The sequence below is a fragment of the Staphylococcus sp. HMSC14D10 genome (assembly GCF_001808125.1).
Classification (GTDB): domain Bacteria; phylum Bacillota; class Bacilli; order Staphylococcales; family Staphylococcaceae; genus Staphylococcus; species Staphylococcus haemolyticus.
In genome coordinates, this window is sequence record NZ_KV792272.1 from 34,966 (window position 1) to 59,842 (window position 24,877).

General features: G+C 31.5%; 26 protein-coding genes, 1 pseudogene and 1 riboswitch. Of the genes and pseudogenes, 20 read left to right on the forward strand and 7 right to left on the reverse strand.

Annotated elements, in window-relative coordinates:
* Nucleotides 1–433, forward strand: a pseudogene (locus HMPREF3134_RS12585) (transposase); the annotation flags it as partial.
* On the opposite strand, the gene prli42 reads toward HMPREF3134_RS12585, so the two are convergent.
* Nucleotides 430–525: a stressosome-associated protein Prli42 gene (gene prli42, locus HMPREF3134_RS12260; RefSeq protein WP_176744141.1), complete on the reverse strand. Its 96-nt coding sequence runs from the start codon at nt 523–525 to the stop codon at nt 430–432. The pseudogene HMPREF3134_RS12585 and the gene prli42 sit on opposite strands and share 4 nt — an antisense overlap.
* A 157-nt stretch (nt 526–682) precedes the next feature.
* On the opposite strand from prli42, the gene HMPREF3134_RS10965 reads away from it, so the two are divergent.
* From HMPREF3134_RS10965 to HMPREF3134_RS12110, 5 genes are all read left to right on the forward strand, one after another.
* Nucleotides 683–1,810 (forward strand): M20/M25/M40 family metallo-hydrolase, encoded by a 1,128-nt coding sequence (locus HMPREF3134_RS10965; RefSeq protein WP_070442884.1) that lies wholly within the window; start codon nt 683–685, stop codon nt 1,808–1,810.
* Between the two features lie 73 nt (nt 1,811–1,883).
* A complete protein-coding gene (gene gndA / locus HMPREF3134_RS10970) occupies nt 1,884–3,290 on the forward strand; it encodes an NADP-dependent phosphogluconate dehydrogenase (protein WP_070442887.1) in 1,407 nt (468 codons plus the stop codon).
* A 175-nt stretch (nt 3,291–3,465) separates the two neighbouring features.
* Nucleotides 3,466–4,461, forward strand: coding sequence for a LacI family DNA-binding transcriptional regulator (locus HMPREF3134_RS10975; protein WP_070442890.1), 996 nt, complete (start codon nt 3,466–3,468; stop codon nt 4,459–4,461).
* Nucleotides 4,462–4,473: 12 nt separating this feature from the next.
* Nucleotides 4,474–6,120 (forward strand): glycoside hydrolase family 13 protein, encoded by a 1,647-nt coding sequence (locus HMPREF3134_RS10980; RefSeq protein WP_070442893.1) that lies wholly within the window; start codon nt 4,474–4,476, stop codon nt 6,118–6,120.
* A gap of 171 nt (nt 6,121–6,291) precedes the next feature.
* A complete protein-coding gene (locus HMPREF3134_RS12110; protein WP_107609979.1) occupies nt 6,292–6,387 on the forward strand; it encodes a type I toxin-antitoxin system Fst family toxin in 96 nt (31 codons plus the stop codon).
* A gap of 161 nt (nt 6,388–6,548) precedes the next feature.
* Here the strand turns inward: HMPREF3134_RS12110 and HMPREF3134_RS10985 are convergent, their stop codons facing one another.
* Nucleotides 6,549–7,412 (reverse strand): AraC family transcriptional regulator, encoded by an 864-nt coding sequence (locus HMPREF3134_RS10985; RefSeq protein ID WP_033079852.1) that lies wholly within the window; start codon nt 7,410–7,412, stop codon nt 6,549–6,551.
* Between the two features lie 283 nt (nt 7,413–7,695).
* Nucleotides 7,696–9,180 carry a glucose-6-phosphate dehydrogenase gene (gene zwf / locus HMPREF3134_RS10990; RefSeq protein WP_070442896.1) on the reverse strand — a complete coding sequence of 495 codons (1,485 nt, stop codon included), beginning with the start codon at nt 9,178–9,180 and terminating at the stop codon, nt 7,696–7,698.
* A gap of 235 nt (nt 9,181–9,415) precedes the next feature.
* Between zwf and rnz the strand changes: the two genes are divergently transcribed.
* Nucleotides 9,416–10,336 carry a ribonuclease Z gene (rnz, locus tag HMPREF3134_RS10995; RefSeq protein WP_070442899.1) on the forward strand — a complete coding sequence of 307 codons (921 nt, stop codon included), beginning with the start codon at nt 9,416–9,418 and terminating at the stop codon, nt 10,334–10,336.
* Nucleotides 10,337–10,449: 113 nt separating this feature from the next.
* Here the strand turns inward: rnz and proC are convergent, their stop codons facing one another.
* Nucleotides 10,450–11,265 carry a pyrroline-5-carboxylate reductase gene (gene proC, locus HMPREF3134_RS11000; RefSeq protein WP_070442902.1) on the reverse strand — a complete coding sequence of 272 codons (816 nt, stop codon included), beginning with the start codon at nt 11,263–11,265 and terminating at the stop codon, nt 10,450–10,452.
* Nucleotides 11,266–11,653: 388 nt separating this feature from the next.
* Here proC and HMPREF3134_RS11005 point away from each other — a divergent pair, with 388 nt between their 5' ends.
* On the forward strand, nt 11,654–12,409 hold the full coding sequence (locus HMPREF3134_RS11005) for an SDR family NAD(P)-dependent oxidoreductase (protein WP_033079848.1): 756 nt from the start codon (nt 11,654–11,656) through the stop codon (nt 12,407–12,409).
* A gap of 14 nt (nt 12,410–12,423) precedes the next feature.
* Nucleotides 12,424–12,666: a hypothetical protein gene (locus tag HMPREF3134_RS11010; protein WP_070442904.1), complete on the forward strand. Its 243-nt coding sequence runs from the start codon at nt 12,424–12,426 to the stop codon at nt 12,664–12,666.
* Nucleotides 12,667–12,768: 102 nt separating this feature from the next.
* On the opposite strand, the gene HMPREF3134_RS11015 is transcribed toward HMPREF3134_RS11010, so the two are convergent.
* Nucleotides 12,769–13,677 (reverse strand): aldo/keto reductase, encoded by a 909-nt coding sequence (locus HMPREF3134_RS11015; RefSeq protein ID WP_070442909.1) that lies wholly within the window; start codon nt 13,675–13,677, stop codon nt 12,769–12,771.
* Nucleotides 13,678–13,758: 81 nt separating this feature from the next.
* Between HMPREF3134_RS11015 and HMPREF3134_RS11020 the strand changes: the two genes are divergently transcribed.
* The 3 genes from HMPREF3134_RS11020 to xerD all read left to right on the forward strand — a co-directional run bounded on the left by HMPREF3134_RS11020 (nt 13,759) and on the right by xerD (nt 15,840).
* Nucleotides 13,759–14,301, forward strand: a complete 543-nt coding sequence (locus HMPREF3134_RS11020) for an NUDIX hydrolase (RefSeq protein ID WP_037537035.1) — start codon at nt 13,759–13,761, stop codon at nt 14,299–14,301.
* A gap of 104 nt (nt 14,302–14,405) precedes the next feature.
* Nucleotides 14,406–14,852: a ferric iron uptake transcriptional regulator gene (locus tag HMPREF3134_RS11025; protein ID WP_011275714.1), complete on the forward strand. Its 447-nt coding sequence runs from the start codon at nt 14,406–14,408 to the stop codon at nt 14,850–14,852.
* A gap of 100 nt (nt 14,853–14,952) precedes the next feature.
* Nucleotides 14,953–15,840, forward strand: coding sequence for a site-specific tyrosine recombinase XerD (gene xerD / locus HMPREF3134_RS11030; protein WP_070442911.1), 888 nt, complete (start codon nt 14,953–14,955; stop codon nt 15,838–15,840).
* A 103-nt stretch (nt 15,841–15,943) separates the two neighbouring features.
* Here the strand turns inward: xerD and HMPREF3134_RS11035 are convergent, their stop codons facing one another.
* Entirely contained in the window at nt 15,944–16,465 is a 522-nt protein-coding gene (locus HMPREF3134_RS11035; RefSeq protein WP_070442913.1) for a DUF309 domain-containing protein, read from the reverse strand.
* Between the two features lie 93 nt (nt 16,466–16,558).
* Here HMPREF3134_RS11035 and HMPREF3134_RS11040 point away from each other — a divergent pair, with 93 nt between their 5' ends.
* The 6 genes from HMPREF3134_RS11040 to HMPREF3134_RS11065 all read left to right on the forward strand — a co-directional run bounded on the left by HMPREF3134_RS11040 (nt 16,559) and on the right by HMPREF3134_RS11065 (nt 22,062).
* Nucleotides 16,559–17,290: a segregation and condensation protein A gene (locus HMPREF3134_RS11040; protein WP_070442916.1), complete on the forward strand. Its 732-nt coding sequence runs from the start codon at nt 16,559–16,561 to the stop codon at nt 17,288–17,290.
* Complete coding sequence (gene scpB, locus HMPREF3134_RS11045; protein ID WP_070442919.1) at nt 17,283–17,822, forward strand: SMC-Scp complex subunit ScpB; 540 nt, start codon at nt 17,283–17,285, stop codon at nt 17,820–17,822. The genes HMPREF3134_RS11040 and scpB overlap by 8 nt, the downstream gene beginning before the upstream one ends.
* On the forward strand, nt 17,819–18,556 hold the full coding sequence (locus HMPREF3134_RS11050) for a pseudouridine synthase (protein ID WP_011275719.1): 738 nt from the start codon (nt 17,819–17,821) through the stop codon (nt 18,554–18,556). Before scpB ends, HMPREF3134_RS11050 begins: the two co-directional genes overlap by 4 nt.
* Nucleotides 18,557–18,707: 151 nt before the next feature.
* Nucleotides 18,708–19,433, forward strand: a complete 726-nt coding sequence (locus HMPREF3134_RS11055) for a response regulator (RefSeq protein WP_037550503.1) — start codon at nt 18,708–18,710, stop codon at nt 19,431–19,433.
* Nucleotides 19,414–21,183, forward strand: a complete 1,770-nt coding sequence (locus HMPREF3134_RS11060; RefSeq protein ID WP_070442923.1) for an ATP-binding protein — start codon at nt 19,414–19,416, stop codon at nt 21,181–21,183. Before HMPREF3134_RS11055 ends, HMPREF3134_RS11060 begins: the two co-directional genes overlap by 20 nt.
* Nucleotides 21,184–21,319: 136 nt before the next feature.
* Nucleotides 21,320–21,446: riboswitch (FMN riboswitch) on the forward strand.
* Nucleotides 21,447–21,510: 64 nt separating this feature from the next.
* Complete coding sequence (locus tag HMPREF3134_RS11065; protein WP_070442926.1) at nt 21,511–22,062, forward strand: ECF transporter S component; 552 nt, start codon at nt 21,511–21,513, stop codon at nt 22,060–22,062.
* Between the two features lie 72 nt (nt 22,063–22,134).
* On the opposite strand, the gene HMPREF3134_RS11070 is transcribed toward HMPREF3134_RS11065, so the two are convergent.
* The gene (locus HMPREF3134_RS11070; RefSeq protein WP_002449743.1) at nt 22,135–22,383 is read right to left on the reverse strand and encodes a ferredoxin; all 249 of its coding nucleotides are present in this window, start codon (nt 22,381–22,383) and stop codon (nt 22,135–22,137) included.
* A gap of 109 nt (nt 22,384–22,492) precedes the next feature.
* Between HMPREF3134_RS11070 and HMPREF3134_RS11075 the strand changes: the two genes are divergently transcribed.
* Both HMPREF3134_RS11075 and HMPREF3134_RS11080 read left to right on the forward strand, forming a co-directional pair.
* A complete protein-coding gene (locus tag HMPREF3134_RS11075; RefSeq protein WP_070442929.1) occupies nt 22,493–23,446 on the forward strand; it encodes a YpbB family protein in 954 nt (317 codons plus the stop codon).
* Nucleotides 23,439–24,818: a RecQ family ATP-dependent DNA helicase gene (locus tag HMPREF3134_RS11080; protein ID WP_070442931.1), complete on the forward strand. Its 1,380-nt coding sequence runs from the start codon at nt 23,439–23,441 to the stop codon at nt 24,816–24,818. The genes HMPREF3134_RS11075 and HMPREF3134_RS11080 overlap by 8 nt, the downstream gene beginning before the upstream one ends.
* Nucleotides 24,819–24,877: the final 59 nt, after the last annotated feature.

Genomic DNA, 24,877 nt, shown 5'->3' on the forward strand with positions numbered 1-24,877 from the left:
AATTATATGAATGTGATGATTGTTCAGAATGTCCACTGAAACAACAATGTATGAACTTCAATTCAAAAGCAAATAAAAAAATAATGAAGAATTATAATTGGGAATATTTTAAAGGCCAAATTAATAAAAAGCATTCAGAACCAAAAACAAAACCAACTACAATCAAAGAAAAATTGATGTGGAGCCTGTTTTTGGATTTATGAAAGCTATTTTGGGTTTCCCTCGAATCTCCGTTCGAGGGATAAATAAAGACAAAAGAGAACTAGGATTTGTGCTAATGGCACTTAATATAAGAAAAGTAACAGCTCAATGAGCTGAAAGTAATCAAAAACATTATAAAAAAGACAATTTCTATATTATTTCAATAGAAATTGTCTTTATTTACTTATCCTGGAACTTTATGTCCCGGACTCTTTTTTATTGCGAAGATTAATACATTAGTGGCACTAAACTTGTGAGTAGTAATGCTGCCACAATTGCAATCAACATTACAATTATTATAATTCTTAACACTTTATTATTCACTATTTGACGCTCCTTATTTAAAAACACTTACATAATACACTTTACTTAATATATAATTAACCATAAATGATTTTTATACAAATGGCAATCAATTTATTTTTGATATTGTAGAAAATTAGTTAAAATAGAAATCAAACGAGAAAGGGGGTTTGTCATAATGATAAACAGTCAACGATTACTTGAAACATTTTTAGAATTAGTCCAAATAAATTCTGAAACAGGACATGAGGAAGTCATTCAACCCATTTTAAAAAAGAAATTTGAAGAACTAGGTTTAAATGTAATTGAAGATCATGCATCAGAAAAGTCATGGTTAGGTGCTAACAATCTTATATGTACTTTACCAGCCACTAGTGCGAAAGAAGATGTGTCTAAAATTTACTTCACTAGTCACATGGACACTGTTATACCTGGAATAAATATTAAACCTCAAATTAAAGAGGATGGATATATTTATTCTGATGGTAGTACCATTCTAGGTGCTGATGATAAGGCGGGATTAGCAGCAGTAATTGAAACCATTCAATATCTTAATGAAAATGAAATTCCACATGGCCAAATCCAATTTATTATTACTGTTGGTGAGGAATCTGGTCTTAAAGGTGCTAAAGAACTAGATTCAACATACATTGACGCTGAGTTTGGTTATGCAGTTGATGCTAGTCAACCCGTTGGCACAACAGTAGTAGGAGCACCAACTCAAATGGTAATAAACACGACTATTTTAGGAAAAACAGCTCATGCTAGTACACCTTCAGAAGGAATTAGTGCAATAAACATTGCTGCAAAAGCTATTAGTCGCATGAAGCTAGGACAAATTGATGACTATACTACTGCTAATATAGGTAAATTTCATGGTGGCTCTGCTACAAACATCGTTGCTGATGAAGTAGTTTTAGAAGCTGAGACACGCTCTCATGATAATCAAAGTATTGAACAACAAGTCACTCATATGAAGGAAACATTCGAGACTACCGCACAAGAATTAGGTGGTGAAGCAAAAGTTATCATCGAGAAGAGCTACCCTGGTTTTAAATTAGAAAATGATGACAAAGTAACTCAATTTGCTACTAATAGTGCTAGAGAACTTGGATTAGCAGGGGATACTGTTATTGCTGGAGGCGGATCAGATGGCAGTATTATTAATACATTTGGAATCCCTACAGTCATTTTAGGTGTGGGCTATGAACATATTCATACAACATCTGAACGTATTTCAGTGAATTCACTTAATCAATTAGCAAAACAAATTATCAAAATTATTGAGTTAGTAGCTAAATCGTAATTTAGTTTAGTGAAGTACTTTCGACTTTTATGATACAATACTATTGAAAAATTGAATGAGAGAGGTAAGTAATATGACTCAACAAATAGGTGTAGTAGGTTTAGCAGTAATGGGTAAAAACCTCGCTTGGAACATTGAATCACGTGGTTATAGCGTTTCTGTATATAACCGTTCAAGCGAAAAAACAGATGAAATGGTTAATGAATCTAAAGGTAAACAAATCCACCCAACATATTCTTTGGAAGAATTTGTTAATTCATTAGAAAAGCCACGTAAAATTTTATTAATGGTTAAAGCAGGTCCTGCAACAGATGCAACAATTGACAGTTTACTTCCATTATTAGATGATGATGACATTTTAATTGATGGTGGTAACACTAATTATCAAGATACAATCCGTCGTAATAAAGCCTTAGCTGAAAGTGGTATTAACTTTATTGGCATGGGTGTATCTGGTGGTGAAGTAGGTGCCCTTACTGGTCCTTCATTAATGCCAGGTGGTCAAGAAGCAGCTTATAATAAAGTGAGTGATATACTAGATGCAATTGCTGCAAAAGCTAAAGATGGTGCATCATGTGTAGAATATATTGGACCAAATGGTGCCGGCCACTATGTTAAGATGGTTCATAATGGTATTGAATATGCAGATATGCAACTTATAGCAGAGAGCTATGCGATGATGAAAGATTTATTAGGTATGTCACATGAAGACATCTCTAAGACATTTAAAGAATGGAATGCTGGTGAATTAGAAAGTTATTTGATTGAAATCACTGGTGATATCTTCACTAAATTAGATGATGACAATGAAGCACTTGTCGAAAAGATCTTAGACACTGCGGGTCAAAAAGGTACAGGTAAATGGACTTCTATCAATGCCTTAGAATTAGGTATTCCTTTAACGATTATCACTGAATCAGTATTTGCTCGTTTCATTTCATCAATTAAACAAGAACGTGTGAATGCTTCTAAGGAATTAAACGGTCCTAAAGCAGAATTTATTGGTAATAAAGATGAATTCTTAGAAAAAATCCGTAAAGCTTTATATATGAGTAAAATTTGTTCATACGCACAAGGATTTGCGCAAATGCGTAAAGCTAGTGAAGAAAATGAATGGAATTTAAAATTAGGCGATTTAGCAATGATATGGCGTGAAGGTTGTATTATTCGTGCTCAATTCTTACAAAAAATTAAAGACGCATATGATAACAACTCAGAATTACAAAACCTTTTATTAGATCCTTATTTCAAAGGTATTGTCACAGAATATCAAGATGCATTGAGAGATGTAGTAGCAACAGGTGTACGTAACGGCGTACCAACACCTGGATTCTCTGCCAGCGTAAACTACTATGATAGTTATCGCTCTGAAAATTTACCAGCAAACTTAATTCAAGCACAACGTGACTATTTCGGTGCACATACGTATGAACGTAAAGATAAAGAAGGTATCTTCCATACTCAATGGGTTGAAGAGTAATCACATACTAGTTACAGAAGTAAACCAATTCAATGGTTTACTTCTTTTTTAAAAATTATGCAAACGATTGCACAAAATGATTGACTTCCTAATACGAATTCTATACCATGAAAATATAAGATGATTGAAAGCGTTTACTAAAGTTTAAAGATTGAGGTGATATACAACGGTTACAATTAAAGATGTTGCCAAAGAGGCTAATGTAGCTACATCTACAGTATCGAGGGTGATACGGAACAATGCAAAAATTAGTGAGGCAACTTCAAATAAAGTCAAAACGGCTATGTCAAAATTAGGATACATACCCAATCAAGCGGCAAGAACATTAATAACAAATAAAACAATGACCATTGGATTAATACAGAAAAGTTCCACTCCTGAAATACGTCAAAATCCATTTAATAGTGACGTTCTTAATGGTATTAATCAGGCATGTAATGTAAGAGGCTATTCAACTAGAATGACTGTGTCGGAAAATAGCAGGGACTTATATCATGAAGTAAAAACAATGATTCAATCTAAAAGTGTGGATGGATTTATTCTTTTATATTCATTGAAAGATGATCCTATTGAGCACCTACTTTATGAGTTTAAAGTTCCTTATCTTATAATTGGGAAATCTTTGAACTACGAAAATATAATACATATTGATAATAATAATATCGATGCAGCTTATCAATTAACACAATATTTATATCATTTAGGACACCGCCATATATTATTTTTACAAGAAACTGGACATTATGCAGTTACAGAAGACAGAACAGTAGGATTTAAACAATACTGTGACAACGTTAAACTTTCAAATGACTGTATCGTAATAAAGTCCATGAATGATTTACGTGATTGTATAAAGCAATATTGTATTGATGCTAGTCATACGCCTTCAGTGATTATAACGTCTGATGCTATGTTAAATATGCAATTATTAAATGTGCTTTATGAATATCAACTACGCATTCCTGAGGATGTACAAACTGCCACGTTTAATACATCTTTTCTCACTGAAAATGCAACACCATCTCAAACAAGCGTAAACATTAACCCAGATGTATTAGGCCTCACAGCAGGCAATACAATCATTGATGTATTAAGAAATGAAACTATTTCTTTTAGAGAAAAATTGATTTCAACTCAAATAGTTGAAAGGGTATCAACTACAAAAATATAAAGGAGCATAATTATGAATAAAAATTGGTGGAAAGAAGCAGTAGCGTATCAAGTTTATCCAAGAAGTTTTAATGATACTAACAATGATGGTATTGGTGATTTACCAGGTGTAATCGAAAAATTAGACTATCTTAAAGACTTAGGTATTGATGTTATATGGCTAAGTCCAATGTATAAATCACCTAATGATGATAATGGATATGATATCAGTGATTATCAAGATATTATGGATGAATTTGGTACAATGGAAGATTTTGATCGTCTATTAAAAGGTGTACATGACCGTGGTATGAAACTAATATTAGATTTAGTCGTTAACCATACATCTGATGAGCATCCTTGGTTTATTGAATCAAAATCTAGTAAAGAGAACCCTAAAAGAGACTGGTACATATGGGCAGACCCTAAAGATGATGGTTCTGAACCAAATAATTGGGAGAGCATTTTTAATGGTTCAACATGGCAATTTGATGAAACAACTAATCAATATTACTTCCATTTATTTAGTAAAAAACAACCAGATTTAAATTGGGATAATCAAGAAGTACGTGAATCAGTATTCAACATGATGAATTGGTGGTTTGAAAAGGGTATTGATGGATTCCGTGTCGATGCTATTACACATATCAAGAAAACATTTGAAGCTGGTGACTTACCTGTACCAGAAGGAAAAAAATATGCTCCAGCCTTTGATGTAGATATGAATCAACCTGGTATTCACAATTGGCTACAAGAAATGAAAGATGAGTCACTAAGCCAATATGATATTATGACTGTTGGAGAAGCCAACGGTGTAAATCCAGATAATGCAGAAGAGTGGGTTGGAGAAGATAAAGGTAAATTCAATATGATCTTCCAATTTGAACATTTAGGTTTATGGAGTACTGGTGATTCTCAATTTGACGTTAAATCATATAAAGAGGTGTTAAATCGCTGGCAAAAGAGACTAGAAGGAATTGGTTGGAATGCACTTTTCATAGAAAACCATGATCAACCTCGTCGTGTATCAACTTGGGGTAACGATAAAGATTACTGGTTTGAATCTGCTACAAGCCATGCCGTTGTGTATTTCTTACAGCAAGGTACACCTTTTATCTATCAAGGACAAGAAATTGGTATGACCAATTATCCTTTTGAAAGTATTGAAACGTTTAATGATGTTGCGGTTAGAAATGAATATAAAATTGTAAAAGAACAAGGTGGAGACGTTGATCAATTATTAGATAAGTATAGAATGGAAAATCGTGATAATTCTCGTACACCTATGCAATGGAATGATTCTACAAATGGTGGCTTTACAGAGGGAAAACCTTGGTTCCCTGTTAATCCAAATTATAGAGATATTAATGTAGCTCATCAATTAGAAGACGAGCATTCTGTACTTAATTTTTACAAAAAATTGATTCAATTAAAGAAATCTCATGAAATTTATACGTACGGACAGTTTGATTTAATTGATGCAGAAAATGAAAATGTGTTCGCTTATACTAGGCAATTAGAAGGCAAAACTGTAGTGGTTGCAGGTAACTTAACTGATAAACAAAGTTCATTAACATTACCTTTTGATATCGATGAGAATGCAATCAAATTACATAACTACAATAGTCAATTAGATTCAAAATCACTTAAGCCATTCGAAGCATTTGTAGCAGAAATTTAATTCATAAGCAATGTTAGGACATACTTTTTTGTCCTAACCTCTTTTTCTTTTGAAAAATAAAAAATCATTTTACGAGCGTAAATAATACATGACTCATATATTAGAGATGATATAATAAATAAGTCGCCTATCTCTCAGGCGTTTATCTATACGCAGAGAGGGGGTGCTAAAATGGCAGATATTCTTGTGCACATCGTAGCCACAGTGACAAGTGGTTGTATTGTTGCGTTATTTTCGTATTGGCTTCGAAACCGTAACAATAAGTAAATAGGCGACAAGCCACACCAAAAAAATCCCCTCACTACTGGCATAGTGAGGGGATTGGTGCATAAAATGCAGATATTCTTGTTAGTTAGATTATAACACTTATCGTTATAGATTTGCAAAAAGATATGGTGCTTTGATTAGAGAATGTATTTCTTTGATATTTACAAATCATAATTTTCTTGTTCAATTGGCAACCATAATTGAATTTTAGTGAATGGGTCCTCAAATGAGACATCAAAGGGATATATTTCAACATATAAGCTATCTCTTTCATAAGGTAAAGTAAGTTGTAAACTTGATTCGATATAATACCAAGCTTCATTAACCGCATAGTCTATTTCACCTTGGAGATTAAATTTCGCATAATGTCTTCCAGGTAATATTCTACTTTCTAAATGAGATGGATATCTATCACTTGGAACACCAATAAATAATTCCAATCCATTATCTAATGGACAAGTGATTACAAATAACTCATATGGACTTATGTTATTATACCTTTTTAAATCTTTTATTTTACCATCAAGAATTAAATCTTCTAAAAAATCAGGAACTTTATAAGGATTAGATAAATTATTTGCTTCAATATAACGTACATAACCTACTAATGCTATATCTTCCGTGGTATCTAGTCTATATGGATAAGGTGCTCGTTCAGTAGTTGTCAACTTTATATATAAACGTTCTTGTAATTTTAATTCATCTTTTTTTGTAGATGCTTGAATTGGTGAAATTCCATGAAAATCACTAAAATCATTCGCAAAATCATTTGAACTATGATAGTTATACTTTTTTGCGACATCTACTAACCTCGAAGAACTTTGAACCATTTCTTTAGCAGCTGCAGTCATTTTTCTTGCGTGTGCGTAATGTTCAGGTGATTGTCCAACAATCATTTTAAATGATTGATCAAGATGGTAAGGAGAAAGACCAACGTAATCACTCAAATCTTGCAAATTAAACGGCTCTAATAAACGATCTTCGATAAATACAATTGCCTGTTGTATCTGCTTGATAACGTCCAAAACTCTCACTCCAATAAATTTACAATCATTAACTTTTATTTTACCTTATTTTTAGAAAATATACATCTTAACATGTGACATATTGAAAATTTTTTAATAGAAAAGGGTGGTAGGACAGAATTTAAAATCAATTCATTGTCCCACCACCAAAAGAATGACTATAGTTGAAAGAGGCTGGCTATAAGCACATGCTCAATTTAGGTAGCTACTATTAAAATAATACTTGAACTCAAAATATTACTTTAGTCCAGAAGGCTTCACTATAGGCTTATCAATTGTCTATTTATTGTATATCATCCCACCAATGATTACCATCTCTACTTAATAGTAAATCACTTTCTAATGGTCCATTTGTACCTGACTCATAGTTAGGGAAGTTAGGTTCATTCATTGTCCATTCATCTTGTATAACATCAACAAACTTCCATGTAGATTTTAATTCTTCCCAATGTGTAAAGTTTGTAGCATCACCTTTTAAACAATCGAATAATAAATTTTCATAGGCATCCACAGTGTTCATCTTATCTTGAGCACTCATTGCATATGATAATTGAACGGGTTCTGTATCAATACCTTGGATGTTCTTTTTCGCGTTTAAATGAAGTGATATACCCTCATTAGGTTGAATATTAATAACTAATAAGTTTGAATCCAACAATTTATCGGTCTGATAGTATAAGTTCATTGGTACTTCTTTGAACTCAACTACAACTTGAATCGATTTAGATTTCATACGTTTTCCCGTTCTAATATAGAAAGGTACACCAGCCCAACGGAAGTTATCAATTGTTAGTCGGCCTGATACAAAAGTTGGAGTATTTGAATCTTCGGCTACTCGATCTTCATCTCGATAGGCAATGACTTTTTCACCATCAATAAATCCTTCATCATACTGTCCACGTACAAAATTTTGTTTTACTTCTTGAGGTTCAAGCTGTCTAAGTGATTTCAATACTTTTACTTTTTCAGCACGTATATCTTCACTATTTAAGCTAATTGGCGCTTCCATAGCTAAAAGGGCCACCATTTGTAACATATGATTTTGTACCATATCTTTTAATGCGCCACTAGATTCATAATAACCTCCACGGTCCTCAACACCTAATACTTCTGAGGATGTTACTTGAATGTTTGAAATGTATTTATTATTCCATAATGGTTCAAACATCGCATTTGAAAAGCGTAAGACTTCTATATTTTGAACCATATCTTTACCTAAATAATGATCAATTCTGTATATTTCTTCTTCTTTAAATGAGCGTCTTAATTGATTGTTTAATTGCTCAGCCGATTTTAAATCACTGCCAAATGGTTTTTCAATAACTAATCGTTTAAAACCAGTAGTATCGGTTAAACCAGATGATTTTAAGTAATCCGAAATAATACCAAAGAATTGAGGTGCCATTGCTAAATAAAATAAGCGATTTCCTTTTAACTGATATTGTGAATCTAATTCATTTGAAAAACTCAATAATGAATTATAACTTTGTTCATCACTTACATCATGTTTAAAATAATAGACATGTTCCATAAATGCATCTATTTGATTCGTATCTTTGACATGCTTTTGGATAGAACTTTTAACTTGTTCACGAAAGACTTCGTTCGTGTAATCTCTACGTCCAATTCCAATTATTGCAATATGTTCATCTAAATTATCTTGTTGAAATAAATGGAATAGTGATGGAAATAATTTTCTATGACTTAAATCTCCGGTAGCACCGAAAATAGTAATTAAACAAGGAATATGTTTAGAATGTTTACTCAAGTTCAAAACCTCAATTCTATTAATACTATGATTGTATTATTATAAATTATATTTGCACCGCTTCAAACTGATTTGCCTAATATTTATTATTTTGCTAGGGCACTTATATAATGGAATGATGCACAATTTAATATCATTATAACTCAAAATGTATCTAATGCATTTATTTTATGTCTTTTTATAGCAAAAATAATCACATATGATAAAATATAATGAAGGAAAAGGAGGCATATGCATGGAAGTTACATTCTTCGGAACAAGTGCTGGGTTACCTACTAAAGAGAGAAATACTCAAGCTATAGCTTTGAACCTTGAGCCTTTTTCGAATAGTATATGGCTATTTGATGTCGGAGAGGGCACACAACATCAAATTTTACATCATTCAATTAAGCTAGGAAAAGTTGACCATATTTTTATAACGCATATGCACGGAGATCATATTTTCGGATTGCCTGGACTACTTACAAGCCGTTCTTTTCAAGGTGGAGAAGACAAACCACTGACAGTTATTGGTCCTAGAGGTTTACAGCAATATATTGAGACTACACTAAGATTATCTGAATCTCATCTAAACTATCCGATTACTTATATAGAAATTGATAATCATTTCACATATCATCATAAAGGATTCTCAATTAGTGCACATTTGTTAAATCATGGTATCCCATCTTATGGTTATCGCATTGAATCTCCGACGACACCAGGAACAATTGATGTTGAGGCACTTAAATCTATTGGTTTATATCCTGGACCAAAATATCAAGAAGTAAAATCTTATGATAATTTTGAATATGAAGGACAAGTATATAATTCGGATGATTTCAAAGGGCCAGCTAAACCCGGACCAATTATATCTATCTTTGGTGATACAAAACCATGTCAGTCGGAATTAAGCATTGCTAAAGATTCTGATGTAATGATTCATGAAGCTACATACATTGAAGGCGAAAAAACATTAGCAAATAATTATCACCATAGTCATATTGAAGATGTTTTTGAATTAATAAAACAAGCTAATGTAAAAAGAAGCTTAATCACACATTTAAGTAATCGCTATAATCACGAGAATATTCAACTTATTAAACAACAATTAAAGACACATGAAGACGTTCCAAATTTTGAATTTGTTAAAGATTTTGATACGTTTAAAATTTAAATACTACTAATTCTTTAACTCTTTAAAGTAAGTATAATTAAAATTACTAAGTAAGAGACTGGGATATAGAAGTCACAGAGAAATCATTATCCTAGTCTCTTTTACAGTAAAATTTAATTATCTTCATTTTTAGATAATTCAACGCTACGATGAACTGCTGCATTCAAACAATCCTTAAAGATTGCTTCAATATCATGTTGAGCTAATGCATTTAAACCCGCTTGAGTTGTTCCACCTTTAGAAGTAATATTTTTACGCAACTGTTCCATACTTAAATCTGTTCTTTCAATCATCTTACTTGTACCAATAATTAAATTTTTAATTGATTCTTCAACTTGATCTTTCTCAAGACCTAAATCTGTACCTGCTTTAACATATTGTTCAAAGACATGATATAAAAATGCAGGACCGCTTCCTGTAATCGCAGTTACTTGATGTAAGTGGTCTTCATCCACCTCAATTACTGAACCAAAAGCATTTACTAAATCGATAACCTCTTCCTTTGATTTAGGTCCAAAATTTCCTGAAAAGCTGATACCTGTTACAGAATGACCAACTTGAGCATTTGTATTAGGCATAATTCGAGCGATAGGATTTTCAACATGTAATTGTTCCTGAATATAATTGATAGGTAAACCAGCCATAATAGAAATAAAGCGATTGTTTTCATTGATGTATGGTTGAATTCTTTGTGCTACTTTTTCGAAATCATAAGGTTTAGAACCTAAGAAGACATAATCTGCGTCTTGTAATAAGTTTTCATCATCGTAGCTGTATTCAACACCTAATTCCTCAGCGAAATTTTTTAACGCTTCTTCATTCGATTTATTTGTTAAGTAAATATCATGTGACTTTAATTTTTTTGAATTAATTATACCTTTGAAGATTGCTTGTGCCATATTTCCTGCACCATAAAATACTAATTTCATTGACAACATCATCCTCACTCTTTAATTTATAAAACCATAGTAACATATTAGTAGCACTTTTTTTATAAAAGTTAGTGCTACTATACGCATGAGCTTTAGCTCAGGTGATCAACAAGTGTCAGATTAGTTAATATTATAAGAATTAAATTGCGAATTCGCAGTAGCTGACTGAACTGAGAAGGCGCTTATAATCAAACTATCTCAGTTCTAGTCATCCTTGCAGGGGTGGAACCATGAATTCTCATATAGAATTCTGTTCCACTCTCACTATACGCATGAGCTTTAGCTCAGGTGATCCCAGGGCACTTCTTTTTATATAATAGATAACTTTATGTATGAAATGATTTAGGTTATTATAATCTTAATCATAATTAAAGAGGGTATTACTATGTTAGGTAAACATTATATCGTTACTGGAGGCACTAGTGGATTGGGGCTTGAAATCACTAAGCAACTTATCAAAAAAGGGGCTAATGTTACAATTCTTGCTAGGAACAAAGAAAAGTATAAACAAATCAATTTCAAACCATTTGAAAAAAGAGTACAAATGCTAACTTGTGATTTGCAAGATAAAAATGCTATTAGCATGTTACCACAATATATCGATACTCAAATTGACGGTATCATTTATAGTGCTGGGCTTGGGTATTTTAAATCGATAAGTCAACATTCCACTAATGAAATGTTAGAAACTTACGAAGTTAATATCATCGGTTTTAATTTATTACTGCATGCCTTACTGCCATATTTATCCAAACATGCGAGTATTGTAGGGATTTCGAGTCAAGCAGCATTCATCACACAAGCAAATGCGGCTTATTATGGTGCATCTAAAGCGGCTTTTAATGCAGTTCTAAATGCACTTCGTTTAGAACATCCATCTTACCATGTCATGTTAGTTAATCCCGGACCTGTTCGAACGCCTTTTCACGAAAAAGCAGATCCAAGTCTCGCATATGCACATAAGTATGACGCAATGATGTTAGATCCAACACTATTAGCTAAAGATATTATTGACGGTATTATTAAACGTAAATGTGAAATCAATCAACCTAAATGGATGCACTCCGCTTTAAAATTTTATCAATTATGCCCTAGATTTCTTGAATCGCTTTTTCCATTTTTATTTAAGAACAAACAGTAAACAGGAGTGATTGTATGTTATGTTGTGTGAACCGAGACGTCAAACAATGTATTGAGAATGTGAATACACTATCATCACAATCAATTTTTACTATTACAGATTTATTAGGACAAGACTATTATGATTCATTAGATTCTGCCGAACAATCATTTATAGATTTCAAATTTCATGAGCTAATATTAAGAGGGGAAATCATGAATGTAGTCATTAAAGAAGAAAGTGAACATGATAAACATAGGTATTTAAAGCAATATTAAATTAAATCAATTTAAATTGAAACAAAAGGTGTTTAGGACAAGTTTTTAATTTATTGTCTCTAACACCTAAGAGATTATTAAAAAACTAATTAAGTATGTTATCTATTTTAAATGTTGAGTATATTCTAAGTTCTTCACTCTTTCTCGAGCTGCTTTCACTTGATCAAGACTTACTTTTTTATTGTAATTATTAACGTTTTCTTCCAATTGTTGTGGCGAACTAGCGCCAACGATAATTGCGCCAAGTGCATCATGAGATTTTAAATATTCAAAAGATAAAGCACTAAGATTACTTTCTATTTCTTTAACAGAAGCAATCGTTTCTCCTAAATCATGATGTGTATAATCAAATATGCCCTCACTAAATTTATGATCTAAAGCATCAATACTATTGGAAGTTAACAACCCTTTAAATACGGGTCCGCGTGCTAAGACTTTAACGCCTTTCGCATGGATGTCACTCAATAATTGTTCTGGACGATTATCAATTAAATTAAATTGCGACATAATTGTCTCGATTTCACTATGTTTTAAATAATAATCAATAACATTTGGGCGTATTGAAGAAATACCATATGCCTTAATGATACCTTCTTGCTTTAATTCATTAAATGCACTAATCGTTTCATCCAATGGATCATCTATTGTACCACCATGCAATTGATATAAATCTATATGATCTAGTCCTAATCGTTTTAATGATCCCTTTACACTTTCTTTAATATATTTCTTAGAAGGGTCCCATGTTGTACCTCCATCTTCAGTAGGGCGATTTCCAACTTTTGTTCCAATTACAATATCATCACGATTTTGATATTTTTTTAAAGCTTTGCCCACAATTTCTTCATTAGTCCCTCTATCATAAATATCAGCAGTATCAAAATAAGTGATACCACTTTCGATTGCTTTTTCAATGATAGGTTCAGCATTAGCATACTCTGTACCTAAACTCATACAACCTAACCCTAATTCTGAAATTTCGATGCCACTCTTTAAAATATTCTTTTGCATGTCCAATCTCCTTCCGATAAACTTTAGGTAACGCATTCATCTTACCAATTTATATAATGAATTGAAAGGGACGTGAATTTAATGGAATTTAATGAAAAGACGTTTGATAGAACAGTAATTTATAATGGCAAAATTATAGATTTAGAAATTCATGATGTGGAGTTGCCTGATGGCAATACATCTAGAAGGGAATTAGTCTACCATAACGGTGCAGTGGCAGTCTGTGCAATAACGCCTAATGATGAAGTATTACTTGTTAAGCAATTTCGTAAACCAGTTGAAAAAGCTTTGTTAGAAATACCCGCTGGAAAATTAGAACAAGATGAAGTTCGTGAAGAGGCTGCCAAACGAGAATTAGAAGAAGAAACAGGTTATGTGGCAAATAATTTAGAATTTATAACAGACATGTATGGTTGTCCTGGATTCACAAATGAAAAACTCACTATATACTTCAGCAATAATCTAAGCGAAGGGCAACTTAACCTAGATGAAGATGAGTTTGTTGAATTGCATAAAGTACCGATTTCAGATATAAAAGCATTGCTTGATAATCATGAAATAGAAGATGCTAAAACCATAATTGGTTTACAATATATATTATTAAATTATAATCATTCTAATTAAGTGCTGTAAAGCTCTTGCATTTAATTGAAAATATTGGTAATTTAGTAATTGAAATATTTTCAATTTAAAATGATTATAATTATTGATAGAGGAGTGTCGCTCCCATGGAAGAACGATTAAATCGAGTTAAACAACAATTACAACAATCTTCATATAAATTAACACCACAAAGAGAAGCCACAGTACGAGTTCTAATTGAAAATGAAAAGGATCACCTAAGCGCGGAAGATGTTTATTTAAAAGTGAAAGACAAAGCACCTGAAATTGGACTAGCAACTGTTTATAGAACATTAGAACTTTTAGCTGAAATAAAAGTAGTTGACAAAATTAATTTTGGTGATGGTGTTGCACGCTTTGATTTAAGAAAAGAGGGCGCTAAACACTTCCATCACCATTTAGTGTGTATGGAATGTGGTAAAGTTGATGAAATTCATGAAGACTTATTACCTCAAGTTGAAGAAAGAGTAGAAACAGAATATAACTTTAAAATTCTTGATCACAGATTAACTTTTCACGGCGTTTGCGCTGAATGCCAAGCTAAAGGAAAATAGATTAACTTATAGGCTAGGACAATTTTAAATCATTGTCTTAGTCTTTCTTAATACTATTACATAAAAATGATTTTGAGTTTATTCAAATAGAGGTGTTGTCATGGAAACAATTATCGAGGAATATTTAAAATTTATACAAATTGAAAAAGGTTTAAGTGAAAATACGATTGGCGCTTATCGCAGAGATTTGAAAAAATATCAATTATATATGCAAGAACAAAAAATTGCTCATATTGATTTTATAGATAGACAAACAATACAAGAATGCCTTGGTTCTCTAATAGATCAAGGCGCGTCCGCAAAATCTATTGCAAGATTTATTTCAACAATACGTAGTTTTCATCAATTTGCTTTACGCGAAAAATATGCTGCTAAAGATCCCACCGTTTTAATTGAAACGCCTAAGTACGAAAAAAAACTTCCAGATGTTTTAGATGTTGAAGAAGTAATTCAGTTACTAGAAACACCGGATTTAACTAAAAATAATGGGTATCGCGATCGTACAATTTTAGAATTATTATACGCAACAGGCATGCGTGTTACTGAATTAATACAAATTGAGATAGATGATGTCAACTTAATTATGGGATTTGTTAAAGTTTTCGGTAAAGGGAACAAAGAGAGAATCATTCCTTTAGGTGACACTGTCATTGAATATTTAGATACTTATATCAATACTGTTAGACCTCAATTACTTAAAAAAACGGTAACGAATGTACTGTTTTTGAACTTGCATGGTCGACCTTTGACACGTCAAGGTATATGGAAGCTAATTAAACAATATGGTTTAAGAGCGAATATTACTAAAACTTTGACCCCACACACATTAAGACACTCGTTTGCTACTCATTTATTAGAAAATGGCGCAGATTTACGAGCAGTTCAAGAGATGTTAGGTCATTCTGATATTTCTACTACTCAGTTATATACACATGTTTCTAAAACTCAAATCAGACAGATGTATAACCAATTTCATCCGAGAGCCTAGACCACAAATAAATACTCTTAAATTGGGAGTGGATTAAGAGTACTTTCATAAAAGTTTCCAAATAGATATTTTATAATTAATGTAAGTCGAGCTACACTAAATTTTATTTTAAATCTTTTCCACTCCTAATATTTTGTTTTTCAATCATCGCTTGATGTCTTGCACTGATTACATCACTTCTATCTCGTTTTTTATGATGATTAATTATATATTCATCTTGAGTTAAAAGTGTTGTAAATTTGTAATCTGGATAAGTATTAATAATCTGTTTTTCAAAAATATTATTTATCGGTATGTATACAGGTTTAAAAGATTTTGAATCTTCAATGGATTTAATTTGACTTAAAATTAATGTTTTATAATCTTGCTCATTAAGTTGCAACAACGTTTTATCATTTGCTTTTTCAAAAGTGCTCAATGACTTTTTCAAAGTTACAAGTGCACCTTTTGTGTTACCTCTTCTATAATGGTACATAGCAGTTGAAAATAAAATTAAACTCACTATGCCATCCTTTTTAGAAAAATTTATATTTGATTTCCATGCTTCTTCCAAAATATCATGACATAAGAAATAATGTTGGTGTTTGTGAAAATAATAATAAAAATCGATTAAGGCTTTGTCCAATCCATCTCATCCTTAATTTAATGTTTGTATTATTCATGCTATAATATTTTAGGAAATTATGCACGATAGAGATTCAATATGAGGACGATTAATATGTATGAAGTAAAATTAGATGCCTTTAATGGCCCATTAGATTTGCTACTCCACTTAATTCAAAAATATGAAATTGATATTTATGATATACCAATGAAATCATTAACAGAGCAATATATGCAATACGTCCACGCTATGAAGCAACTAGAAATTAATGTAGCTAGTGAATATTTAGTTATGGCTTCAGAGCTATTAATGATAAAAAGTAAATTATTACTCCCTCAACATGATGTAGACGATAACCTTGAAGAAGATCCTCGTGAAGATTTGGTAGGGCGATTAATTGAATATCAAAATTATAAAGAATACACACAATTGTTAACTGAGAAAAAAGAAGAGCGAGAGCACTATTTTACTAAACACCCAACTGACCTATCCCATCTTGAGAAAAACGTAACATGGGATGAAAGCCAAACCTTAGATTTAACAGATTTAATTGTTGCTTATCAACGCGTTAAAAGCAGATTAGCTCTTAATAAACCTAAGACAGTTGAAATAATTAAAGAAAGTTTCACTATTCAACAAGCTACTGAAAAGGTAACTACACAATTAAAGCATCATACATCTTTTAATTTCTTCAGTTTATTTACTTTTAGCGAGCCAATAGAACAGGTGGTTACTCACTTTTTAGCTATATTGGAGATGTCTAAATCAGGAGTAATTAACATAGAACAAGTTAGAAATTTTGATGATATACGTATCATTAGAGGAGTGAATTTTAATATTGGATAAACACGGAATCATAGAAGCATTACTATACACAGCTGGGGATGAAGGGCTTGACGAAAAGCAATTATTAGAAATTCTCGATATTAATCAAGCTAAATTATCTGAATTAATTTCATCATACACCTCTAGTGGTTTAATAATTCAAAAATTTGGTTCAACATATATTTTAACTTCAAAAAAAGAAGCTTCACCTTATATCGAACAATTAATTGAACAAAAATCTAATATGAAATTATCTCAAGCTGCAATGGAAACATTATCAATTATTGCGTATAATCAGCCATTGAGTCGTAGTGACATAGAATTAATTAGAGGAATTAATTCTGATGGTGCAGTTAGAACATTAATTGCACGTGGATTAATTGAAGCTAAAGATGTAGAAAATTCTCGTAGTCATGCTTTACAAACAACGGATTTGTTTTTAAATGTATTTGGAATAGAAAAAATGGAAGATTTACCAACAACTGAAGAAGATGAAGAAGAAATGGAAGATTTCTTTAGTAATTTAGTAAATCAAAAAGGAGATACAAAATGAGTAAAGAATTAGAAAGGCTTCAAAAACGAATTGCTAATAGTGGATACACTTCACGAAGAAAAGCTGAAACTTTAATTACCGAAGGCAAAGTTAAAGTTAACGGGCAAACCGTAACTGAATTAGGTACTAAAGTAAAAAGTTCTGATACAGTTGAGGTTGAAGGAATTAAAATTGAACAAGAAGACAAAATGTATATTTTGTTCTATAAACCAACTCAAGTTATAACAAGTGTGTCTGACGATAGAGGACGAACTGTGGTTACTGACTACTTTAAAGATTTAGAGACAAGAATTTATCCTGTTGGTAGATTAGATTATGATACATCAGGATTATTGTTACTTACTAATGATGGCGAATTTACAAACTTAATGACTCATCCAAGATATCATATTCAAAAAAAATATGTGGCTAAATTAAAAGGTTACCTCATGAGAGAAGAAGTTAAAGCTTTAGAAAATGGAATTGAACTTGAAGATGGTTTTACCCAACCAGCTCAAGTCAAAGTAAAAAAGCAAGATAAAGATAAAAATATTACACTTGTAGAAATCACTATTAGTGAAGGACGAAATCGACAAGTTCGTCGTATGTTCGAGCATTTTGGACATCAAGTTGATAAATTAACAAGAATTGAGTTCGGCAATTTGAACCTTAAAGGATTAAATGCAGGTGAGGGCAGAGTACTGACACCTCATGAAGTTAAAGTATTAAGACATATGGCAGAAAACGGAAAATAAATGAAGTATATTTTACAATAGCAAGAGAAATTAAATGATATTAATTTCTCTTGCTATTTTTTTCACAAAGTTAACTTTAAAGTAAAGCTTTCAATCATGCTGTATGCTATAATAATGAGTGAATTGAGCATGTGTAGGAGGTATAAACAAAATGACAAATGAAATATTAATTGTAGACGATGAGGATAGAATCAGAAGATTATTGAAACTATACCTAGAGAGAGAATCGTTTACGATTCATGAAGCAAGTAATGGCAAAGAAGCTTATAATCTTGCTATAGAAAATGACTATGCGTGCATACTTTTAGACTTGATGTTACCAGAAATGGAAGGTATTGAAGTAGCATCTAAGTTACGTGAACATAAAGACACACCTATTATTATGCTTACAGCTAAAGGCGAAGAAACAAATAGGGTAGAAGGATTTGAGTCTGGCGCAGATGATTATATCGTCAAACCATTCTCACCAAGAGAGGTTGTTTTAAGAGTAAAAGCATTATTACGTAGAACGCAATCTTCTAAACCTGAACAAAGTGAACCTCATGCAAGAGATGTTATTGAATTTAATCATTTAATTATTGATAATGATGCACATCGTGTATTAGCAGATAACCAACAAGTTAATTTAACTCCAAAAGAGTACGAATTACTTATTTATTTAGCTAAGACACCTAATAAAGTGTTTGATCGTGAACAACTTTTAAAAGAAGTATGGCATTATGAATTTTATGGTGATTTAAGAACAGTAGACACTCATGTTAAACGCCTGCGTGAGAAACTTAATCGTGTATCAGAAGATGCTGCACATATGATTCAAACTGTTTGGGGTGTTGGTTACAAATTCGAGGTAAAGTCTAATGACGAATCGACTAAATAGTGTGGTAATAAAACTGTGGTTAACTATACTTTTCATAGTAACGACAGTTTTAATTTTATTAAGTGCGGCATTAATTACTTTTATACAATACTACTACACACAACAAACTGAAAATGCTATAAGAGAAGATGCGTCTAGAATCAGCCACTTAGTTGAACAAGCTGATAATAAAACTTTAGCCATAGAACACAGCCAACAATTAATAGATGGATCAGGTGGCGTTATTATAATGGCTAATAAGTCTTCAAGTTTTAAAAGTTCAAATAGCAATACTAAAGACAAAATGCTTGAAGAGATACACAAGAATTCGCAATTCCAACGCGTCTTCTCTCAAGGAAAGTCTACCACTCAAAATATAACAATAAGTAATAACGGTAATTCCCATTCCTATATTTTGTTAGGCTATCCTATGAAAGCACAAGAAAATGCAAATTCAAAATATAGTGCAGTATTCATTTATCAAGATTTAAAGTCTATTGAAGATACTAATAATGCAATTACCATTATCATTTTAATCACCGCCATTATATTTATCGCTATTTCAACAATATTTGCATTCTTTTTGTCAAATAGAATTACTAAACCTTTACGACAACTTAGAACTCAAGCTATTAATATTTCTAAAGGTGATTATTCAAAACAGACAAGTGTTTCAACTAAAGATGAGATAGGCGAATTATCACATACGTTTAATAATATGAGTTCTGAAATACAAGAGAATATAGAGGCACTTTCAACTCAAAAAAATATAAGAGATAGTTTGATTAATTCTATGATTGAAGGTGTATTGGGTTTAAATGATAAGAGGGAAGTTATTCTTTCAAATAAAATGGCTGACGATATTATTAAATCAATAGACAAAACTGTATATAAAGAAATTGAAAAGCAAATTGAAACTACATTTGTTTCAAAAGACACCGAATTCCAAGAATACGAGATTAACAATAAATATTACGTCATAATCATGAGTTATGTAGAGAGAATTCAACAAGATGGCCGTAGTGGAATTGTAGTCATTATAAGAGATATGACTAATGAACATAATTTAGATCAGATGAAGAAAGATTTCATTGCCAATGTTTCACATGAATTACGTACACCTATTTCGTTATTACAAGGTTACACTGAATCAATTGTAGATGGTATTGTAACCGAACCAGAAGAAATTCGAGATTCTTTATCAATTGTATTAGATGAAACGAAACGTTTAAATCGATTAGTAAATGAATTATTAAATGTGGCTCGCATGGATGCAGAGGGTTTAACTGTTAATAAAGAAAAACAACCCATTAAACCTATACTATCTAAAATGCAAATGAAATATAAACAACAGGCTGATGATTTAGAATTAAATATGTCATTAGAACCAAACATCGGTGATGAATTATGGGAATACGATGCCGATCGCATAGACCAAGTTCTAACAAATTTAATTGACAATGCCACACGTTATACTCAACCAGGTGATTCAATAACAATTACAACAACTACGGATGATTCCTATCAAACGTTGTACATTAAAGATACTGGTAGCGGCATATCTCCAGAGCATATTGAACTCGTATTCGACAGATTTTATAAAGTAGAGGCTTCAAGAACTAGAGGTAAACAGGGGACTGGTTTAGGACTATTTATCTGTAAAATGATAATCGAAGAACATGGTGGTACTATTAAAGTTGAAAGTGAAGTAAACAAAGGTACAACATTCATAATTAAGTTACCAAAGCCTAAAAATAAATATACCTATTAATATATTTATTTTATCTAAGAGCAAACACCTTGTACTTAAGAATGGTGTATTGCTCTTTTTTAAATAAGTCTAAGCACCATTATTGCGCAATGCTTTCACATAAGGTAATATAAAAATTAAATTAATCAATTATATAATTCATCTTCGGGGTAGGGTGCAATTCCCAACCGGCAGTAAATTAAGCCTGCGACCCGCTTCTTTGAAGTGGCTGATTCAGTGGAAATCTGAAGCCGACAGTATAGTCTGGATGGGAGAAGATGGAGGTTTTTTTGTTGTTCAAAATTATCTCCTATTCTATGTAAGATGAATGGAAGGAGAAAATTAAATATGCAACAAAACAAACGTCTTATCACTATTAGCATGTTAAGTGCCATAGCGTTTATTTTAACATTCATTAAATTTCCGCTACCTTTTTTACCACCATACTTAACATTAGACTTTAGTGATGTTCCAACTTTATTAGCAACATTTCTTTTAGGTCCCATTGCTGGTATTTTAGTAGCACTTATCAAAAATATACTTAATTTTTTATTCAATATGGGAGATCCTGTTGGTCCAGTTGCCAATTTTTTAGCAGGTGTTAGTTTCCTGTTATCCGCTTATTATGTAACTAAGCGTCAAGGCCGTCATAGTGATACACCACGTTCATTGGTTGTGGGGCTAGCAATAGGTACTATAGTAATGACTATCGTACTTAGTATACTGAATTACTTTGTTTTACTTCCATTATATGGAATAATTTTTAATTTAGGTGATGTCTTCAACAATCTAAAAATTATCATTTTATCAGGTGTTATACCTTTCAATATTATAAAAGGTATCGTGATTTCAATTATATTTGCGCTTTTATACAGAAGATTAAAACGCGTATTATCATAGAAAACCTCCTAATGTTGAACTAATTAGTTCAACATTAGGAGGTTTCCTTATTAATTCACTCATAATATGTGACTATTCAAATTTAAGAGCATCACCATCAAATGGTTCTTCTTCAATCTTAATTGAATCAGTCGGACAACCTTCAAGCGCATCTTCCATATCTTCATATAATTCTTCTGGTACTTCTGCAGTACCTTGATTATCATCAAGGATTACGAAAGCAATACCTTCGTCGTCATAATCGTAAATGTCAGGTGCAGCAGCACCACATGCTCCACAAGCAATACATGTATCCATATCAACGATTGTATACTTTGCCAAATTCTTCGCCTCCTTTGATAAAAATGCTACACTAGTATAACAAATGTTAAATAACACTTCGATTAATTTATTTACTATTCTATTAGTTATATAAAGTGAGGATTCATTAATGCACTCAATTATTACCTATGCATCAAATCATTCATTCGATTATAAAACCAATAAAAGTATTTATAATATTTTGAATGGAAAAAAATCACATCAAACATTTTTTGATGCATGTTCCCAACAACTTTTATCATTATATCATAGTTTACCTAAATTAAAATATCCGTCTTTTGAGCGATTTTTAGATACCTATAATAATCAAAATACTGACATTACAATACATCCAAGATATACATACGATAGTATGATTCAAACTTTTAGTTGCATTCAATTACTAATACAAACTATAACTCATTTTAAAAACAACCACTTAAACTTTATACCAATTACACAACAAATAACTGTTCAAAGTAGAGTGAAACAAATCTATTCAAAAATACTGGAACAAAATTTAGTTGATGATTTTGAAAAAGAAATCGAACAGCTCTTTCATTTTATTGATGAAAAATGTAGTAACAACTGTTTAATCCATTATTATCTACAAGGTTATGAAGAACCTATGTATACGCGACAGCAGGTTTCTTTAATAGAAGATATACCTGTAACTAAGTTATTTGAACTTGAACTCAATAATTTAGTGCAAATGATGTTTGCATTAGAAAACGATAAACAATTTCCTATATTAACTCAAACAATCATATTACCGACTTTGTTAAATAAAACGACAATTACGTATCATCAATTACTCAAAGGTCTTTCTATGGATGAGGCTGCAGTGACCCAAAATGTTAAAATTAACACAATCGAAGATCACGTTCTTGAATTATTTATAAAAGGATATTTTTCAGAATACCAAACCTTTGTTAATGGCCCACAAACAAGTGAATTTATAGCATTTTATTATCAAAACAGAGGACATAGATTAAAATTATATAAAGAAGAATTTGATCAATTATCTTATTTTCAAATTAAATTGTTAATAGTCGGTATTGAGAGAGGTGAATTGAGTGCTTGAAGAAAAATTGAGAGAATGGTTCGGATTCTCATCATTTAATCCTGGTCAAAAAAAAATAATCGAAAGTGTAGTTAGTAAGAAAGATACCCTAGGTATTCTTCCTACGGGGAGTGGTAAAAGCTTATGTTACCAAATGCCAACCTATATGAAAGGAAAGCCAACATTAATAATATCTCCGTTAATCTCTCTTATGGATGACCAAGTGATGCAATTGAAAGCTCAAGGTGAGAAATTTGTTACTTCTATTCATTCAGGCATGGATGAAAATGAAAAACAACAAAATATAAATTCATTACACAAAAGTCGCTTTGTTTTTTTAAGTCCAGAATTTATTTTACAAACACAAAACTTTAAATTAATTAGGAAAATTGACTTCGGATTAATTGTACTTGATGAGGCACATTGTTTATCTGAATGGGGTTATGATTTCCGACCTCATTATGCATTAATAGGTAAGATAACATCTCATTATAAAAATGCATCAATACTGGCTTTAACAGCTACAGCACCACCTCATTTAGAAAACGACTTGAATCTTATCTTATCTAGGAAATTAAACGTAATTAAGACTTCTATGAATCGGGAGAATATATCTTTTTCTCATCTTAACTTTGAAAATGATGGTGCTAAAATTAAGTGGCTATTAAACTTTTTAGAACAATCCGGTCCAACTATTATTTATGTTTCATCTAAAAAGGTCTGTTTAGAATTAGCCAATATGATATACGACCATGGTTATTTAACCGGTATTTATCATGGTGATTTATCTTATCAAGAACGACATACTGTACAAAATCAATTTATGGAGAACTTTATACCCGTTATCGTGGCTACTAGTGCTTTTGGCATGGGCGTTAATAAAAAAGACATTAGAACAGTCATCCATTTTCATTTATCAACAAGTCCTTCAAATTACTTACAAGAAATTGGTAGAGCCGGGAGAGATAATTTACAAAGCCAAGCGATTAGTCTATATCAGCCAGACGATAGCTATATATTAGAGACATTATTGTTTAGTGATGCGATAACTACTGAAGACATCGATGCTTTTGATATAGGTGCTTTTTTACCTCCTCAAAAGCAAGAAATACTAACCATATTGAGTCAAAGATATTCATCCAACGTACTCAAAACAATTTTTGACAATTCATTAATTCGAAAAAAATTAGGTTATCAAAGAATGATCGGTTATACATCCCTAGATCAATGTAGACGTCGTTATTTATTAGAATTTTTTGGTGATAATCCAACTCAACCTCAGCAATGTTGTGATATAGATTCTAATTTGATGCCTATAAAAGTTACCAATAGAAAAAAAGTTAAAAGAAAATTAAGTTATACTGAAAAGTTAAAATATTTATTTAAAGTATAGTTGCTTTTCTTTACTAAATTTATTTTAAGAGGATATAATTATAATACTTAAAGTTTTTC